Source organism: Kaistia sp. MMO-174 (genome assembly GCF_037147815.1).
Taxonomy (GTDB): Bacteria; Pseudomonadota; Alphaproteobacteria; order Rhizobiales; family Kaistiaceae; genus Kaistia; species Kaistia nematophila.
Genome location: NZ_JBBCUO010000002.1, coordinates 389,312 through 406,169 on the forward strand (window position 1 = coordinate 389,312; position 16,858 = coordinate 406,169).

The following is a 16,858-nucleotide window of genomic DNA, read 5'->3' on the forward strand; positions in this document are numbered from 1 at the left end:
AGCGAATTCCAGGAACGGCGCGCCCGCAGGGGCGTGCCGTTTTTGATTCGCGCCCGGACGGATCGACATCCTGCGACGTCGGCGTAGCAATCCGTCGGTTGATTGCGCCGAGGAATACCGGCACCTTGCGGCGATTCAAAATTGTGAGTGGTCGTCGTCGTGAATTCCTACGAGCCATGGAGCGCCAAGCGCGCCGCCGAGATCATCGCTGCCCATGCCGGCTGTGAGGGGCCCGCCCTGCCGATCCTCCATGCCATCCAGGCGGCGTTCGGCTTCGTGCCGGAGGCGGCCGAGCCGATGATCGCGGAAGCGCTCAACCTGTCGCGCGCGGAAGTGCATGGCGTCGTCACCTTCTATCACGACTTCCGCCGCAAGCCGGCAGGCCGCCACGTCCTGAAGCTCTGCCGGGCGGAGGCCTGCCAATCGATGGGTGCCGAAGCGCTGGCCTCGCGCGCCGAGCAGGCGCTGGGCATCCGCTTCGGCGAGACGACGGCCGATGGCCGCGTCACGCTCGAGCCCATCTATTGCCTCGGTCTCTGTGCCACGGCTCCCTCTGCCATGCTCGACGGCCGCATCATCGGCCGGCTCGATGATGCGCGGCTAGACCGGTTGGTTGCGGAGGCGCAACGATGATCACCCGGATCTTCATTCCCGGCGACGCCGGTGCTGTCGCCGTTGGCGCCGACGAGGTCGCGGGGGCTTTCGAAGCGGCGGCACGGACGCGGGGGCTGGCGCTCGATATTGTCCGCAACGGTTCCCGCGGCCTCTACTGGCTGGAGCCGATGGTCGAGGTCGAGACATCGGAGGGCCGCGTCGCCTATGGCCCCGTGGCGGCCGAGGACGTTCCGGCTCTGGTGGATGCCATGCTCGCGGGCGAGCCCCACGCGCTGCGGGTTGGGCCGACGGAGGAAATTCCGTGGCTGAAGCGGCAGACGCGCCTGACCTTCGCGCGTTGCGGCGTCGTCGACCCGCTCTCGCTGGACGATTATCGCGCCTATGGTGGCTACAGGGGGCTGGAGCAGACGCTCGCGATCGGTCCCGACGCCACCATCGAGGAAGTGGTGCAGTCAGGCCTGCGGGGTCGCGGCGGCGCAGGCTTCCCGACCGGCGTAAAGTGGCGCACGGTCGCCGGGACCCGGGCCGAACAGAAATACATCGTCTGCAACGCCGACGAGGGTGACAGCGGCACCTTCGCCGATCGCATGCTGCTCGAGGGCGACCCCTTCGTCATGATTGAGGGCATGACCATCGCGGGTATCGCTGTCGGCGCGACGCGCGGCTACATCTACATCCGCTCCGAGTATCCCCATGCCGTCGCGGCGATGGAAGCCGCGATCGAGACGGCGCGCCAGAATGGCTATCTGGGCCGGGGCATCGCGGGTTCGGCGTTCGATTTCGACATGGAGGTGCGGGTCGGCGCCGGCGCCTATGTCTGCGGCGAGGAGACGGCGCTGCTGGAAAGCCTGGAGGGCCGGCGCGGCGTCGTCCGCGCCAAGCCGCCGCTGCCGGCGCACAAGGGCCTGTTCGGCCAGCCGACCGTCATCAACAACGCCATCTCGCTGGCCACCGTGCCGTGGATCCTCGCCGAGGGCGCGGCCGCCTATCGCGATTTCGGCATGGGGCGCTCGCGCGGGACGATGCCGATCCAGATCGCCGGCAATGTGAAGCATGGCGGCCTCTACGAAGTCGCCTTCGGCGTCACGCTCGGCGAACTGGTCGACGAGATCGGCGGCGGCACGGCTTCCGGCCGCCCGGTCCGTGCCGTGCAGGTCGGCGGGCCGCTCGGCGCCTATTTCCCGCGTGCGCTGTTCGACACGCCGTTCGACTATGAGGCCTTTGCCGGCAAGGACGGGTTGATCGGCCATGGCGGCATCGTCGTCTTCGACGACACGGTCGACATGGCGAAGCAGGCGCGCTTCGCGATGGAGTTCTGCGCGCTCGAATCCTGCGGCAAGTGCACGCCCTGCCGCATCGGCTCGACGCGTGGCGTGGAGACGATGGACAAGATCCTGCGCGGCGAGGAGCGCGACAAGAACCGCGTCCTGCTCGAAGATCTCTGCCACACGATGAAATTCGGTTCGCTCTGTGCACTCGGCGGCTTTACGCCCTATCCTGTGATGAGTGCGCTTCACCATTTCCCAGAGGATTTCGACGCGCCGGCGCCGAGCCTCGAAGAAGCCCGATAGGAGGTCGCCATGTCGCTGATCCACGAGATCGACTACGGCACGCCGCGCTCGACGTCGGAGACGATGGTGACGCTCACCATCGACGGCGAGACCCTGACGGTGCCCGAGGGCACATCCATCATGCGCGCCGCCGGCGAGATGGGCACGGCGATCCCGAAGCTTTGCGCTACCGACATGCTGGACGCCTATGGTTCCTGCCGCCTCTGCCTCGTCGAGATCGAGGGCAGGGCGGGAACGCCCGCCTCCTGCACCACGCCGGTGATGCCGGGCATGGTGGTGAAGACCCAGACGGAGCGGCTGAAGCGCCTGCGCAAGGGCGTCATGGAGCTCTACATCTCCGACCACCCGCTCGATTGCCTGACCTGTGCGGCGAACGGCGATTGCGAGCTGCAGGACATGGCCGGCGCGGTCGGCCTGCGCGACGTCCGCTATGGTCATGAGGGGCACAACCACCCCAACCCGGGCAAGGACGAGTCGAACCCCTATTTCACCTACGACCCGTCGAAATGCATCGTATGCTCGCGCTGCGTGCGTGCCTGCGAGGAAGTGCAGGGCACCTTCGCGCTGGCGATCGCCGGCCGCGGATTCGACAGTGTCGTCTCGCCCGGCATGGAGGAAAGCTTCCTCGGCTCCGAATGCGTCTCCTGCGGCGCCTGCGTCCAGGCCTGCCCGACCGCGACCCTGACCGAAAAGTCGGTGATCGAGATTGGCCAGCCCGAGCATTCGGTCATCACCACCTGCGCCTATTGCGGCGTCGGCTGCACCTTCAAGGCCGAGATGCGCGGCAACGAGGTCGTGCGCATGGTGCCGTGGAAGGACGGCAAGGCCAATCGAGGCCATTCCTGCGTCAAGGGACGCTTCGCCTGGGGCTATGCCAGCCACAGGGAGCGTATCCTTAACCCGATGATCCGCGCGAGCATCACCGATCCCTGGCGCGAAGTGTCGTGGGAAGAGGCGCTCGCCCACACGGCGTCGGAGTTCAAGCGCATCCAGGCGAAATACGGCCGGCTTTCCATTGGCGGCATCACCTCGTCGCGCTGCACCAACGAGGAGACGTTCCTCGTCCAGAAGCTGATCCGCGGCGGCTTCGGCAACAACAATGTCGATACCTGCGCCCGCGTCTGCCATTCGCCGACCGGCTATGGCCTGAGCCAGACCTACGGCACCTCGGCAGGCACGCAGGATTTCGACTCCGTCGAGCAGGCCGATGTTATCCTGCTGATCGGCGCCAATCCCACCGACGCGCATCCGGTGTTCGGCTCGCGCATGAAGAAGCGGCTGCGCGAGGGCGCCAAGCTTATCGTCGTCGATCCGCGCCGCATCGATCTCGTGCGTACGCCGCATGTCGAGGCAGCCCATCATCTGCCGCTGAAGCCCGGCACCAATGTCGCGGTGCTCACCGCCATGGCGCATGTCATCGTCACCGAGGGGCTGGCCGACGAGGCCTTCGTGCGCGAGCGCTGCGACTGGGACGAGTTCCAGGACTGGGCCTCCTTCGTCGCCGACCCGCGCCACAGCCCGGAGGCGATCGAGGCGGTTTCCGGCGTTCCGGCGGCGGATCTCCGCGCCGCCGCCCGGCTTTATGCCACCGGCGGCAATGGCGCGATCTATTACGGCCTCGGCGTCACCGAGCACAGCCAGGGCTCGACCACGGTGATGGCGATCGCCAATCTCGCCATGGCGACCGGCAATATCGGCCGGCCCGGCGTCGGCGTGAACCCGCTGCGCGGCCAGAACAACGTCCAGGGCGCCTGCGACATGGGCTCGTTCCCGCACGAGCTCTCCGGCTATCGCCATGTCTCGGGCGACGAGACGCGGCAATTGTTCGAATCACTCTGGGGCGTGCCGCTCGACAGCGAGCCGGGCCTGCGCATCCCCAACATGCTCGACGCCGCTGTCGATGGCGTCTTCAAGGGCCTCTATGTCCAGGGTGAGGACATCCTGCAGTCCGACCCCGACACCCGCCACGTCGCGGCCGGCCTCGCCGCCATGGAGTGCGTCGTCGTGCAGGACCTTTTCCTGAACGAGACGGCCAACTACGCCCATGTCTTCCTGCCGGGCTCGACCTTCCTGGAAAAGGACGGCACCTTCACCAATGCCGAGCGCCGCATCCAGCGCGTCCGCAAGGTGATGCCGTCGAAATCCGGCAAGGCGGACTGGGAGATCACGCTTGCGCTCGCCCACGCCATGGGCTTCAACATGAATTACGCCCATCCGTCCGAGATCATGGACGAGATCGCGCGGCTGACGCCGAGCTTCGCCGGCGTCTCCTATGCCAAACTCGAAGCCGAGGGCTCGGTGCAGTGGCCGTGCAACGAGAAGGCGCCGCTCGGCACGCCCGTCATGCATATCGACGGATTCGTGCGCGGCAAGGGTCGCTTCATGGTGACCGAATATGTCGCGACCGACGAGCGCACCGGCCCACGCTTCCCGCTGCTGCTCACCACCGGCCGCATCCTGTCGCAGTACAATGTCGGCGCGCAGACGCGGCGCACGGAGAACGTCGTCTGGCACGAAGAGGACCGGCTGGAGATGCACCCGCACGATGCCGAGCAGCGCGGCGTGCAGGACGGCCAGTGGGTGAAGCTCGCCAGCCGCTCCGGCGAGACGAGCCTGCGCGCGCTGATCACCGAGCGCGTTGCGCCCGGAGTCGTCTACACGACGTTCCATCATCCGGGCACGCAGGCGAACGTCGTCACGACGGATTTCTCCGACTGGGCCACCAATTGCCCGGAATACAAGGTGACGGCGGTGCAGGTTTCCCCCTCCAACGGCCCGACGGCCTGGCAGGAGAGCTACGAGGACCGCGCCCGCAGCAGCCGTCGAATCCTGCCGGTCGTCGAGGCGGCGGAGTAGGGCCATGAAATCGCCCGTCCGCCGCGTGCCGAGGATGCTCTGGCGCGCCGATGGCGCGGCGGCGGGCGAGCGCGCGATCCCGGAGGAGGTAGCTGTCGCCCTGACCTATGACGGCAGCACGCAGGCCGTGATGATGGCGACGCCGGCGGATCTCGAGGACTTCGCCGTCGGCTTCAGCCTCTCGGAAGGCATCGTCGCGGATGCGCCCGAGATCGAGCGGCTTGAAATCGTCGAGCAGGAGATCGGCGTCGAGCTGCGCATGTGGCTCGCCGCGTCTCGCGGCCAGGCGCTGGCGCAGCGTCGGCGCTACATGGCCGGGCCGACCGGCTGCGGCCTCTGCGGCATCGACAGCCTCGCCGAGGCGATGCGCCGTGTGCCGCCGGTCGACCAGGCCACGCGCTTCAGCGCGCGGGAGATCCGCGGCGCGCTGGCGGCGCTGGCGCCGCTGCAATTGTTGAACGGCGAGACCCATTCCATGCATGCCGCCGCTTTCGCGCTGCCGGGGAAGGGCGTCGTCGCATTGCGCGAGGATGTCGGCCGCCACAACGCGCTCGACAAACTCTGCGGCGCGCTGGCGCGGGACGGCATCGACGGGGCGTCCGGCATGGTGATCCTGACCAGCCGCGTCTCGGTCGAGATGGTGCAGAAGACGGCCATGATTGGCGCGCCGTTGATTGTCGCCGTGTCGGCGCCGACCGCGCTCGCCGTCCGCACAGCCGAGGCCGCCGGCATCACGCTGGCGGCCATCGCGCGCGGCGACAGCTTCGAAGTCTTCACCCATCCGCATCGGATTGCCGAGGAAGTTGCAGCCCATGTCGTCTGATACGTCCGAGAAGCTCGTCTACATGGCGAACCAGATCGGCAAGTTCTTCGCCAGCCAGGGCGCGGAGAAGGCCCCTGCGGCGATCGCCGAACATCTGCGCAAGTTCTGGGACCCCCGGATGCGGGCCGGCATTCTCGCCCATCTCGACGCCGGCGGCGCCGGGCTCGACCCGCTCGTCCGCCAGGCGGTGGAGAGATTGCGCGAGATGGCGGCGGCGCGATAGGCGCGTTCGGGCGGCCGGGAGACCGCCCGGCGATATTTATGCGGCTGCGGATCCGGGTTCGATCGTTCGAGTTATCCCCACGCCAAACCCGCGGGAACGCTACGTTTTGGCGCCCCTTGCCCTATATGGGCGGAAAACATGCGTTTTAGGTCTTTGCAAGCCGATACGGGCTTTGCTATAGCCTCGCTCACAGCAGCGGCGACGCTGTTCCGCGATAGCTCAGTTGGTAGAGCAGGTGACTGTTAATCACCGGGTCGTTGGTTCGAGTCCAACTCGCGGAGCCAAATTCGATCAAGGGGTTGGATGGATAGCCATCTAGCCCCTTGATTGTTTCCGAGCCTCGGCGAGGCGAGGAAAGGGGCCGCATACGCTGTTCCGCGATAGCTCAGTTGGTAGAGCAGGTGACTGTTAATCACCGGGTCGTTGGTTCGAGTCCAACTCGCGGAGCCAGTTTTGATCAAGGGGTCGGATGGATAGCCATCCGGCCCCTTGATTGTTTTCCGCCTCGCGCTTGGCGCTCGGCGTCTCTCCCGGTTCACCGCGGACGGCAGGACAGGGTGTTGCAATCGGGCCGCCCTCTTCCACATAAAAGGGCAGCCTCGAGCCTCCCGCGACGCGGGTTGATGGCGAGCTTTGAACAATCCTCCCAGGAGTGCCCGACCCGCATGGCATCCATTCGTTTCGGCAAGAAGGCGATCTCCCTCCCGCGCAGCCGCACGGCGCGCGTCGCCATCGGCGGCGGCTTCCTGCTGGGCGGCGTGCTCGGATTCCTGCCGGTGCTCGGCTTCTGGATGGTGCCGGTCGGGCTGGTGGTGCTGTCGCACGATTTTCCGCGCGTGCGGCGCCTGCGCCGGCAATCCGAAGTCGCGATCCTCCGCCGCTGGGCCCACTTTCGCAACAAGGGCACCGCCGCCGCCAAATGAGCGGCGACTTGCGCCGGAGCGGCAATCCATCTAGCGTCATTTTGCGTCGGTTCCCCCGATGGACCCAAGGTTCAGGGGGATGAAATGGGAATTCGGTACGGAAGGACCCCTTGCGGGATTCCAATGCCGAAGCTGCCCCCGCAACTGTAAGCGGCGAGCGACCTCGCGATGGCCACTGGGAAACCGGGAAGGCGTCGAGGAAGCTGCGACCCGCGAGCCAGGAGACCAGCCAGCGCCTCATACCAGTCAGCCGTCGGTGGGACGGCCAAGGAGACGCTATGTCCAATCTTTCCAAGGCCGCAACGCGGTCCACGTCGATTTCCGGTGTAGAGGCGCAGGCGGGTTCCCGCATCGTCCCGGCCCTGTTCGCCGTCGCCTTCGGTCTGTTCCTGTTCATCGGCACCGGCTTCGCCGCGCCGAGCCTGATCCACAACGCGACTCACGACACCCGGCATTCCCTCGGTCTGCCCTGCCACTGACGCCATAGGGATCAACATGTTCAAGACGATCATCCTCAGCGCCTTCGGCGCGGGGCTTGCCGTGGGCATTGCGCTGTCCGTCGTTCAGGCGGTCACCACCGAGCCTCTGATCCTCCACGCCGAAACCTTCGAGAACGCCGAGCCGGCGCCGGCCGCCGCCGCCGCGCCGCACGAGCACTCGACGACCGAGGCCCATGCGCATGAGGCGGCCGCTCCCGAAGCCGCTCCGGCGCATCAGCATGACGAGGACGCGTGGTCGCCGGCGGACGGCTTCGAGCGCTCGGCCTACACGCTGCTCGCCAACCTGCTGATGGGGGTCGGCGTTTCGGCCGTTCTGCTCGGCCTGATGTCGATCCGCGGCGGCAAGATCGACGCGCGCACCGGCGTGCTCTGGGGCGTGGCCGGCTTCTTCGCCGCATCGCTGCTGCCGTCGCTCGGCCTGTCGCCGGAGCTTCCCGGCACGGCAGCCGCCGAGGTCACCTCGCGGCAGGTCTGGTGGCTCTCGACCGTCGCTGCCTCGGCGATCGGCCTTGCGCTGATCGTTTTCAGCGGTTCGTGGCTGCTGAAGGCTGCCGGCCTTGTCATCGGCGTGCTGCCGCATGTGATCGGCGCACCCGTGCCGCCGACGCTCGAAGCCTCCTATCCGGCTGGCCTCGGCGGCGAGTTCGTCGCGGCCTCGCTGGTGGTCAGCGCGCTGCTATGGGCGCTGTCGGGCCTCTTCTCCGGCTGGCTCTATCAGCGCCTGTCCCGGACGGCCTGAGATCGTGGCACCTTCCGCGCCGCGCACGGCGCTCGTCCTCGGCGGCGCCCGCTCCGGCAAGAGCCGCTTCGCCGAGGAACTGGTGGCCCGCACCGGGTTGCCGGCCACCTACCTCGCCACCGCCGAGATCCGCGATGTTGAAATGCAGGCGCGGATTTCGGCGCATCGCGACCGGCGAGGCCTCGACTGGACGACGGTGGAAGAGCCGCTCGACCTGACAGCCCGGCTGGCTGATCTCGCCGATCCCGGCCGCGTCATCCTCGTCGATTGCCTGACGCTCTGGCTCTCCAACCTGATGGAAGCGGAACGTGACGTCGTCAGTGAGGGCGACGCGCTGGCGGCCGCGCTCGCCGAAGCGAGGGGACCGGTCGTGTTGGTCTCCAACGAGGTCGGTTCCGGCATCGTGCCGATGAACGCGCTCGCCCGCCGCTTCGCCGATGAGCAGGGGCGCCTCAACCAGAAGATCGCCGCCGCCGTGCAGACCGTCTTTCTTGTGGCCGCTGGCCTCCCGGTGCGCCTGAAACCCAATCCGAACCCGGAGTTCGTCCTTTGACCGCCCGTATTCCCGCCACCATCGTCACCGGCTTCCTGGGAGCCGGCAAGACCACGCTGATCCGCAACCTGATCGCCGGCGCCGAAGGCCGCCGCATCGCGCTGATCGTCAACGAATTCGGCGACATGGGCTTTGACGGCTCGCTGCTGTCGGATTGCGACGACGACGACTGCAAGCCGGATACGGTGATCGAGCTCACCAATGGCTGCATCTGCTGCACCGTCGCCGACGATTTCCTGCCGACGATCGAGCAACTGCTCGCCCGCGAGCCGGCGCCCGATCACATCGTCATCGAGACATCCGGGCTGGCATTGCCGCAGCCGCTCGTGCGCGCCTTCACCTGGCCGACCGTCCGCCATCGCGTCACCATCGACGGCGTCATCACCGTCGTCGATGCCGAGGCCGTCGCGGCCGGCCGCTTCGCCCATGACGAGGAGGCCGTGGCCGCCCAGCGCGCCGCCGACGAATCCCTCGATCACGAGGATCCGATCGAGGAACTCTTTGAAGACCAGCTCTCCTGCGCCGATCTGATCGTCTTTTCCAAGACCGATCTGGTCGACGCCAAACAGATCGAGGAAGTGGCCGAGATCGTCGCCCGCGATGCCCGCAAGGAAGCGCGCGTCGTTCATGCCAATGCATCGGGCCTGCCGGCATCGGTGCTGCTCGGCGTGGGGGCGGCGGCGGAAGACGACGCCTTCGAGCGCAAGAGCCATCACGACCTTGAAGGGGAGGAGCACGATCACGACGATTTCGACACCTTCATCGTCGATGTCGCCGAACTGCCGTCGATCGAGGCGCTGGGCAGTCGCGTCCGCGCTGCCATGGCGGAAAAGGGCGTGCTGCGCATCAAGGGCCGGGCGTCGGTCGCCGGCAAGGCGGCGCCCGCCGTCGTGCAGGCCGTCGGCCCCCGCGTCGACACCTATTTCGCGCCGGGCGGCAATGCCGGCCGTCTCGTGGTGATCGGCGAGCGCGGCCTCGACGCGGCTTCCATCTCGGCCCATTTCAAGGCCTGAGCCATGCATCTTGTCGCCGGCGAAATGGAGCGGATCGACGATGGCGGCAGCGCCGTCGATCTCGACCAGTCGCCCGGCGACATCATCATCCTGTCGGCGGCGGATACGGAACTCGCCGCCTTCGCCTCGGCCTTCGCGCGCGAGCCGGAAGGGCCGTCGCTGCGTCTCGCCAATCTGATGCAGCTGACGCATCCCTATTCGGTCGATCTCTACCTCGAAAAGACGGTCACCAAGGCGAAGCTCGTCTTCATCCGCATGATGGGCGGCGTCGGCTACTGGCCCTATGGGCTGGAGGCATTGCGGGCGCTTTCGCGCGCCGGCGGGCCGCAGATGGTCGTCGTGCCGGGTGAGGATCGCTGGGACGCGGCGCTGGAGGCCTACACGACCGTGGCGCCGGAGATCGCTCAAAAACTCTGGCGCTATTGCGCCGAGGGCGGCGCGGTCAATATCGGCCGGGCGCTCGCCTATTGCAGACACGTCATCGGCGAGGGCGAACAGCCGCCGGAGCCGCAGGTTCTGCCGGAAGTCGGCTTCTACCGGCCGGGCGAGGGCGTGGTCTCGGAGCCCTTGCGCCACAGCGAGGCCGGCCGGCCCGTGGCGCTGCTGACCTTCTATCGCTCCGTCATTCCCGGCGGCTCGACCGAGCCCGTCGACGCGCTGATCGAGGCGCTCGACCGCGAGGGGATTTCGACCGCGGCGATCTTCGCCTCCAGCCTGAAGAACGAGGCGGCCGCCGCCTTCGTCGAAAAGGCGGTCGACGATCTCGCGCCTTCGATCGTGCTCAATGCCACGGCCTTTGCCATCTCGCGTCCCGGCCGCGCACACGAGACAACCGTGCTCGACCGCGCCGGGCGGCCGGTGCTGCAGGTCGTCTTCGCCGGCACCAGCCGCGAGGCGTGGCTGGAATCGAGCCGGGGGCTCGGTCCGCGCGACCTGATCATGAATGTCGTGCTGCCGGAGGTGGATGGCCGCATCGGCACCCGCGCTGTCTCCTTCAAGGAGGAGATCGAGAGCGACGGCCGGACCGACAGCCGCATCGTCGTCTATCGCGCCGACCGCGAGCGCATCGCCTTCGTGGCGGCGCAGGCGAAGCGCTGGATCCGGCTTGGCGCGGCGGCACCGTGCGATCGCAGGATCGCGCTCGTGCTTTCCAACTATCCTGACCGCGACGGCCGGCTCGCCAATGGCGTCGGCCTCGATACGCCGGAGAGTGCCGCGCGCATCGCAACCGCCATGAAGGCCGCCGGTTATGCGTTGCCTGATTTCCCGGAGACGGGCAGGGCGCTGATGGAACTGCTGCTCTCCGGCCCGACCAATGCGCTGGCGAAGCGGGTCGGTGAGGGCTCATCTTCACCTCTCCCAGAGGGAGAGGTCGGCCCGCAGGGCCGGGTCAGGGGTTCGGACCTGTCCAGTGAGTGCGAAACCCCTCACCCGCCGGCTTCGCCGTCGACCTCTCCCTCTGGAAGAGGTGAAGGGGTATCCCTTTCCCTCGCCGACTACCGCGATTTTCATGACGCGCTGCCGGACAGCGTAAAGGACAGCCTCGCCGAGCGCTGGGGCGATGCCGAATCCGATCCGTTCTTTGCCGATGGCGCTTTCCGGCTCGCCATCCATCGCTTCGGCAATGTCGTCGTCGGCATCCAGCCGGCGCGTGGCTATGGCATCGATCCGAAATCGACCTATCACGATCCCGATCTCGTGCCGCCGCACCACTATCTGGCCTTCCATGCCTGGCTGCGGCGGAGCTTCGACGTCGACGCCATCGTCCATGTCGGCAAGCACGGCAATCTCGAATGGCTGCCCGGCAAGGCGCTCGGCCTGTCGAATGCCTGCTGGCCGGAGGTCGTGCTCGGCCCGACGCCGCTGATCTATCCCTTCATCGTCAACGATCCCGGCGAGGGCGCGCAGGCCAAGCGCCGCGCCTCGGCCGTCGTCGTCGATCACCTGATGCCGGCGCTGACGCGGGCCGAGGCGCATGGCGCCTTCGCCGAGATCGAGACGCTGATCGACGAATATCACCTGGCGCTAGGCGCCGACCCGCGTCGCCGCGATCATCTCGAACGCGAGATCCTCGATCAGGCGGTGCGCCATGGCATCGACCGCGACCTCGGCATTGGCGGCGACGCCGATCAGGGCAGCGCGCTGCGCGCCATCGACGCGCATCTCTGCGAGATCAAGGAACTGCAGATTCGCGACGGGCTGCACATCTTCGGCAGTTCGCCGCAGGACGAGCACCGCCTGGACACGCTGATCGCCATTGCCCGCATTCCGCGCTCCGGCGGCCGGCCGGAAGATGCCTCGCTGCATCGAGCCATCGCGACCGATCTCGGCCTCGACTGTTTCGATCCGCTCGCCTGCAATCTCTCCGACGATTGGGCTGGCAGCCGGCCGGAAACGCTGCTGCGTGCCACCGACGCGCCCTGGCGGACGAATGGGGATACGGTCGAGCGGATCGAGTTGGCAGCCAGGCAGGCGGTCCGATCATTCCTGAGCGGCGATACATCCGCCTCTGCGCCCGGTCCCGACACCGCGCCCGTGCTCGGCTGGATCAGCGAATCCCTCGCGCCGTCGCTGGATCGAAGCGGCGGCGAGGAGATCGCCTCCTGCCTGACTGCGCTCAATGGCCGTTTCGTAGCCCCCGGACCTTCCGGCGCGCCGTCGCGTGGCCGGCCGGAGGTGTTGCCAACGGGCAGGAATTTCTACTCCGTCGATACCCGCGCCGTGCCGACCGCTGCGGCGTGGCGTATCGGCAAGCTGGCGGCCGAGGCGCTGGTGCTGCGCTACATGCAGGATGAGGGCGAGTGGCCGCGTTCGGTGGCGATTTCCGCCTGGGGCACCGCCAACATGCGCACCGGCGGCGACGACATCGCGCAGGTGCTGGCGCTGATCGGCGCCGAGCCGGTCTGGGAAACCGGCACCGGCCGCGTCACCGGCTTTCGCGTGCTCACGCTCTCCGAGCTGAAACGTCCTCGCGTCGATGTCACGCTGCGGATTTCCGGCATGTTCCGCGACGCCTTCCCGGAACAGATCGACCTGATCGATTCCGCCATCCGCGCCATCGCCGCGCGCGAGGAACCGGCCGACGCCAACCCGATCGCGGCGGCGCATGGGGCAGGGCAGGATCTCGCCCGCATCTTCGGCGCCAAGCCGGGCGCCTATGGCGCCGGCGTGCAGGCGATGATCGATGAGAATATCTGGGACAGCCGCGCCGATCTCGGCGAGGCCTTTCTCGCCTGGTCCAGCTTCGCCTATGGCGGCGGCGCCGAGGGAGAGGCGGCCGGCGACCGGTTGCGCGCGCGGCTGGCCGCGACCGACGCCGTCGTGCACAACCAGGACAATCGCGAGCACGACATCCTCGACAGCGACGACTACTACCAGTTCCAGGGCGGTCTCGCGGCCTCGATCGAAGCGCTGAAGGGTGTCGCGCCCCGCCTCTATCACGGCGATCATTCGCGCCCCGAAAGCCCGGTCGTGCGGCCCTTGGCGGAGGAGATCGGCCGCGTGGTGCGCGGACGGGCGATCAATCCGAAGTGGATCGCGGGCTGCATGCGCCACGGCTACAAGGGCGCCTTCGAGATGGCGGCGACGCTCGACTATCTCTTCGCCTTCGCCGCCACGACCCACGCCGTCGGCGATCATCATTTCGATGCGCTCTACGACGCCTATATCGCCGATGACGGCGTGCGCGATTTCATCGCCGACGCCAACGAACCCGCCCTCACCGAGATGGCAGACCGCTTTCTCGAAGCCATGGATCGCGGCCTCTGGTCGCCCCGCGCCAACAGCGCGTATGAACGGCTGGCAGCGCTCGCTTCCCGCCGCGACGCAGGAAAGGAAATCGCATGACCATCGAAATGACAGAAGAAGAGCTGAATGCCCGTCATGCCGAGAAGATGCGCAAGAAGAAGGTCGTGCGCGACAAGATCCTCGCCTCGAAGAATGTCGAGAAGGGCCTGATCATCGTCCATACCGGCAAGGGCAAGGGCAAGTCGACGGCCGCCTTCGGCATGGCGTTCCGCTCGCTCGGCCACGGCCTGCCGGTCGCCGTCGTCCAGTTCGTCAAGGGCGCGATCGATACGGGCGAGCGCATGGCGTTGGAGCGTTTCGGTGATCTCGTCTCGATCAACCGGCTCGGCGAGGGCTTCACCTGGGAGACGCAGGACCGCCAGCGCGACATCGCCGCCGCGAAGCATGCCTGGGAAACGGCCAAGGAGCTGATCCGGAGCGGCGCCTATCACCTGGTGCTGCTCGACGAACTCAACATCGTGCTGCGCTATGACTATCTCTCGGTCGACGAGGTGGTCCAATTCCTGACGACCGAGAAGCCGGCCGACGTGCATGTCGTCATCACCGGCCGCAACGCGCCCGAGGCGCTGATCGAGGTCGCCGATCTCGTCACCGAAATGGAGCTGGTGAAGCACCCGTTCCGCTCCGGCGTGAAGGCGCAGCAGGGCATCGAGTTTTGAGTTTGAGCAAGACCCTCATCCCGACCCTCTCCCGCTCGCGAGAGAGGGGGCGCCAACGATCGGCCGCGAGGTCGGTCACAGGCGCGGCGGAAAAGCCCTCGCCCGCTTGCGGGAGAGGGTTGGGTGAGGGGCTAGCTTCCTTCGTGGCGGACTAGACCCCATGACCGCGGCGATCATGTTCCAGGGCACCGGCTCGAATGTCGGCAAGTCGGTGCTCGTCGCAGGCCTGGCGCGGCTCTATGCCCGGAAGGGCATTCGTGTCGCGCCGTTCAAGCCGCAGAACATGTCCAACAACGCCGCCGTGACGGCGGATGGCGGCGAGATCGGTCGGGCGCAGGCGCTGCAGGCGCGTGCCGCCGGCCTGCTCCCCACTGTTCACATGAACCCGGTCCTGCTGAAGCCGGAGAGCGACACCGGCTCGCAGGTCATCCTGCAGGGCCGTCGCTTCGGCACCATGCGGGCGCGCGAGTTCGGCCAGCGAAAGCGCGAGCTTTTGCCGAGCATCCTCGAAAGCTTCGAACGGCTGAAGCAGGACGCCGACCTGATCCTCGTTGAAGGCGCCGGCAGCCCGGCCGAGATCAACCTTCGCGTCGGCGACATCGCCAATATGGGCTTTGCCGAAGCTGCCGACCTGCCGGTGGTGCTGATCGGCGACATCGATCGCGGCGGCGTCATCGCCAGCCTCGTCGGCACGCGCGCCGTGCTGCCGCAGGCGGACCGAGACCGGATCAAGGCCTTCCTCGTCAACAAGATGCGCGGCGACGCCAGGCTGTTCGATGACGGCGTCGCCGCGATCCGCGCCGCGACTGGCTGGCCGTCGCTCGGAGTCGTGCCGTGGTTCGCCGAGGCGCACCGGCTGCCGGCGGAGGATATCCTCGATCTCTCCGGCGGGGCGGCGCGGCCGGGCACGCTGACGGTCGCCGTGCCGGTCCTGCCGCGCATCGCCAATTTCGATGATCTCGATCCGCTCACGCTGGAACCCGGTGTCTCGGTGGTGCTGGTGCGGGCGGGCGAGCCGATCCCGGTCTGCGATCTCGTCCTCATTCCCGGCTCGAAATCGACCATCGCCGACATGGCGTTCCTGCGCGCGCAGGGCTGGGACATCGACATCCTGGCGCATCGGCGGCGCGGCGGCCGTGTCATCGGCCTCTGCGGCGGCTATCAGATGCTGGGACAGACGATTTCCGATCCCGACGGGCTGGAAGGGCCGGTTGCGAGCGTGCCCGGCCTCGGTCTGCTCGACGTCCAAACCACGCTCGCCGCTGACAAGACCACGGCGCCGTTCTCCGGCCGCGACGCGGCCTCCGGTCTCGCCGTGTCGGGATATGAGATCCATCTCGGCCGCACCGAGGGGGCCGATTGCGCGCGCCCGTGGCTGCAACACGACGGACTTGGCGAAGGGGCGGTCTCGCCGGATGGCCGCGTGCGCGGCAGCTATGTGCATGGCGTCTTCGGCGATGACGCCTTCCGTCGTGATTTTCTTGCGAAGATCGGCGCGGAAACCTCTGATCTTGCTTACGAACGAGAGGTTGACCGCACGCTCGACCGGCTCGCCGATCACCTCGAGGAGCATCTCGATACCGAGGCGATCCTCAGGATTTCAGCCAAAGCCACAGCATGAGCACGGTGGTGCCGCCGAGCACCGTCGCCGCACGTAGCACCTTCAGCGCGCGGCCGATATCGCCGGGGCCGGCCTCATGCCGGCCGGCATCGTTCAGATAGGGATCTTCGACCACCCTCTCGCCATAGCGGCGCGGACCGGCAAGCGCGATGCCGAGCGCGCCAGCCATTGCCGCCTCCGGCCAGCCGGCATTGGGTGAACGATGCTTGCGCGCATCGTCCAGCATGGCGAGCGCGGATTGCCGGATGGTGCCACCGGCGAAGGGCGCGGCCATCGCGATCAGGAAGCCGGCAAGGCGACTGGCCGGCAGATTGACCAGATCGTCCAGCCGGGCGGCGGCCCAGCCAAAGGCCTCATGCCGGGCCGAGCGATGGCCGATCATCGAATCGGCCGTATTGATCATCTTGTAGGTGAACAGGCCCGGCAGTCCGAAGACGGCAAACCAGAAAGCCGGCGCGACGACGCCGTCGGAGAAGTTCTCGGCCGTCGATTCGATGGCGGCGCGGGCGACGCCGGCCCTGTCGAGGCTGTCGGGGTCGCGGCCGACGATCATCGACACGGCTTGCCGCGCAGCCTCGAGGCCGCCGGAATGAAACGCGTTCAGCACCCGGGCGACATGGTCGTAGAGGCTGCGGCTGGCGAGGAACACCGAGGCGATGAGCGGGACCAGCACGACGCCATAGGGGACGCCGGCGAGGACGCGTTCGATCGCGACGCCGGCGAACCAGGCGATGGCGACGAGGACGATCACCACGGCCACGCCGGCGGCGCGGCGAACGCCCGAAGCGGCCGTGTCGCGATTGAACGTCCGGTCGCAGAAGCCGATGAGCGCGCCGAACCAGGTGACCGGATGCGGCAGGCGGCGCCACAGCCAGTCGGGATCGCCGACGAGACCGTCGATGGCAATGGCGGCGATCAGGAGTAGCAGCCGGATGTCGAAGGGAAATTCGGTCAT

At 67.6% G+C, this 16,858-nt stretch carries 14 protein-coding genes, 2 tRNA genes and 1 riboswitch; of the genes, 15 read left to right on the top strand and 1 reads right to left on the bottom strand.

The features are described from left to right. Nucleotides 1-147: 147 nt before the first annotated feature. The 15 genes from WFK98_RS07780 to WFK98_RS07850 all read left to right on the top strand — a co-directional run bounded on the left by WFK98_RS07780 (nucleotide 148) and on the right by WFK98_RS07850 (nucleotide 15,903). A complete protein-coding gene (locus WFK98_RS07780; protein ID WP_266337446.1) occupies nucleotides 148-633 on the top strand; it encodes a formate dehydrogenase subunit gamma in 486 nt (161 codons plus the stop codon). Next, a complete protein-coding gene (locus WFK98_RS07785) occupies nucleotides 630-2,186 on the top strand; it encodes a formate dehydrogenase beta subunit (protein ID WP_336799831.1) in 1,557 nt (518 codons plus the stop codon). Before WFK98_RS07780 ends, WFK98_RS07785 begins: the two co-directional genes overlap by 4 nt. A gap of 9 nt (nucleotides 2,187-2,195) precedes the next feature. After that, entirely contained in the window at nucleotides 2,196-5,042 is a 2,847-nt protein-coding gene (gene fdhF, locus WFK98_RS07790) for a formate dehydrogenase subunit alpha (RefSeq protein ID WP_336799832.1), read from the top strand. A gap of 4 nt (nucleotides 5,043-5,046) precedes the next feature. Continuing rightward, nucleotides 5,047-5,865: a formate dehydrogenase accessory sulfurtransferase FdhD gene (fdhD, locus tag WFK98_RS07795; RefSeq protein WP_266337449.1), complete on the top strand. Its 819-nt coding sequence runs from the start codon at nucleotides 5,047-5,049 to the stop codon at nucleotides 5,863-5,865. Then, nucleotides 5,855-6,088: a formate dehydrogenase subunit delta gene (locus WFK98_RS07800; RefSeq protein ID WP_266337450.1), complete on the top strand. Its 234-nt coding sequence runs from the start codon at nucleotides 5,855-5,857 to the stop codon at nucleotides 6,086-6,088. Before fdhD ends, WFK98_RS07800 begins: the two co-directional genes overlap by 11 nt. Before the next feature lie 208 nt (nucleotides 6,089-6,296). Continuing rightward, nucleotides 6,297-6,372: transfer RNA gene (locus tag WFK98_RS07805), tRNA-Asn, on the top strand. A 90-nt stretch (nucleotides 6,373-6,462) separates the two neighbouring features. Beyond that, nucleotides 6,463-6,538: transfer RNA gene (locus WFK98_RS07810), tRNA-Asn, on the top strand. A gap of 215 nt (nucleotides 6,539-6,753) precedes the next feature. Next, entirely contained in the window at nucleotides 6,754-7,011 is a 258-nt protein-coding gene (locus WFK98_RS07815; protein ID WP_266337451.1) for a hypothetical protein, read from the top strand. Nucleotides 7,012-7,041: 30 nt separating this feature from the next. Further along, a riboswitch (cobalamin riboswitch) is annotated at nucleotides 7,042-7,259 on the top strand. 30 nt (nucleotides 7,260-7,289) lie between these two features. Beyond that, a complete protein-coding gene (locus WFK98_RS07820) occupies nucleotides 7,290-7,490 on the top strand; it encodes a CbtB domain-containing protein (protein ID WP_266337452.1) in 201 nt (66 codons plus the stop codon). A gap of 16 nt (nucleotides 7,491-7,506) precedes the next feature. Further along, on the top strand, nucleotides 7,507-8,250 hold the full coding sequence (locus tag WFK98_RS07825) for a CbtA family protein (protein WP_277614161.1): 744 nt from the start codon (nucleotides 7,507-7,509) through the stop codon (nucleotides 8,248-8,250). A 4-nt stretch (nucleotides 8,251-8,254) separates the two neighbouring features. After that, complete coding sequence (gene cobU, locus WFK98_RS07830; RefSeq protein ID WP_336799833.1) at nucleotides 8,255-8,803, top strand: bifunctional adenosylcobinamide kinase/adenosylcobinamide-phosphate guanylyltransferase; 549 nt, start codon at nucleotides 8,255-8,257, stop codon at nucleotides 8,801-8,803. After that, a complete protein-coding gene (gene cobW / locus WFK98_RS07835; protein WP_336799834.1) occupies nucleotides 8,800-9,816 on the top strand; it encodes a cobalamin biosynthesis protein CobW in 1,017 nt (338 codons plus the stop codon). Before cobU ends, cobW begins: the two co-directional genes overlap by 4 nt. Before the next feature lie 3 nt (nucleotides 9,817-9,819). Then, nucleotides 9,820-13,662 (top strand): cobaltochelatase subunit CobN, encoded by a 3,843-nt coding sequence (gene cobN / locus WFK98_RS07840; RefSeq protein ID WP_336799835.1) that lies wholly within the window; start codon nucleotides 9,820-9,822, stop codon nucleotides 13,660-13,662. Beyond that, nucleotides 13,659-14,282: a cob(I)yrinic acid a,c-diamide adenosyltransferase gene (gene cobO, locus WFK98_RS07845; protein ID WP_266337456.1), complete on the top strand. Its 624-nt coding sequence runs from the start codon at nucleotides 13,659-13,661 to the stop codon at nucleotides 14,280-14,282. Before cobN ends, cobO begins: the two co-directional genes overlap by 4 nt. 160 nt (nucleotides 14,283-14,442) lie before the next feature. Further along, on the top strand, nucleotides 14,443-15,903 hold the full coding sequence (locus tag WFK98_RS07850; RefSeq protein WP_336799836.1) for a cobyric acid synthase: 1,461 nt from the start codon (nucleotides 14,443-14,445) through the stop codon (nucleotides 15,901-15,903). On the opposite strand, the gene cbiB is transcribed toward WFK98_RS07850, so the two are convergent. Next, nucleotides 15,875-16,858 (bottom strand): adenosylcobinamide-phosphate synthase CbiB, encoded by a 984-nt coding sequence (gene cbiB, locus WFK98_RS07855; RefSeq protein ID WP_336799837.1) that lies wholly within the window; start codon nucleotides 16,856-16,858, stop codon nucleotides 15,875-15,877. The genes WFK98_RS07850 and cbiB overlap by 29 nt on opposite strands.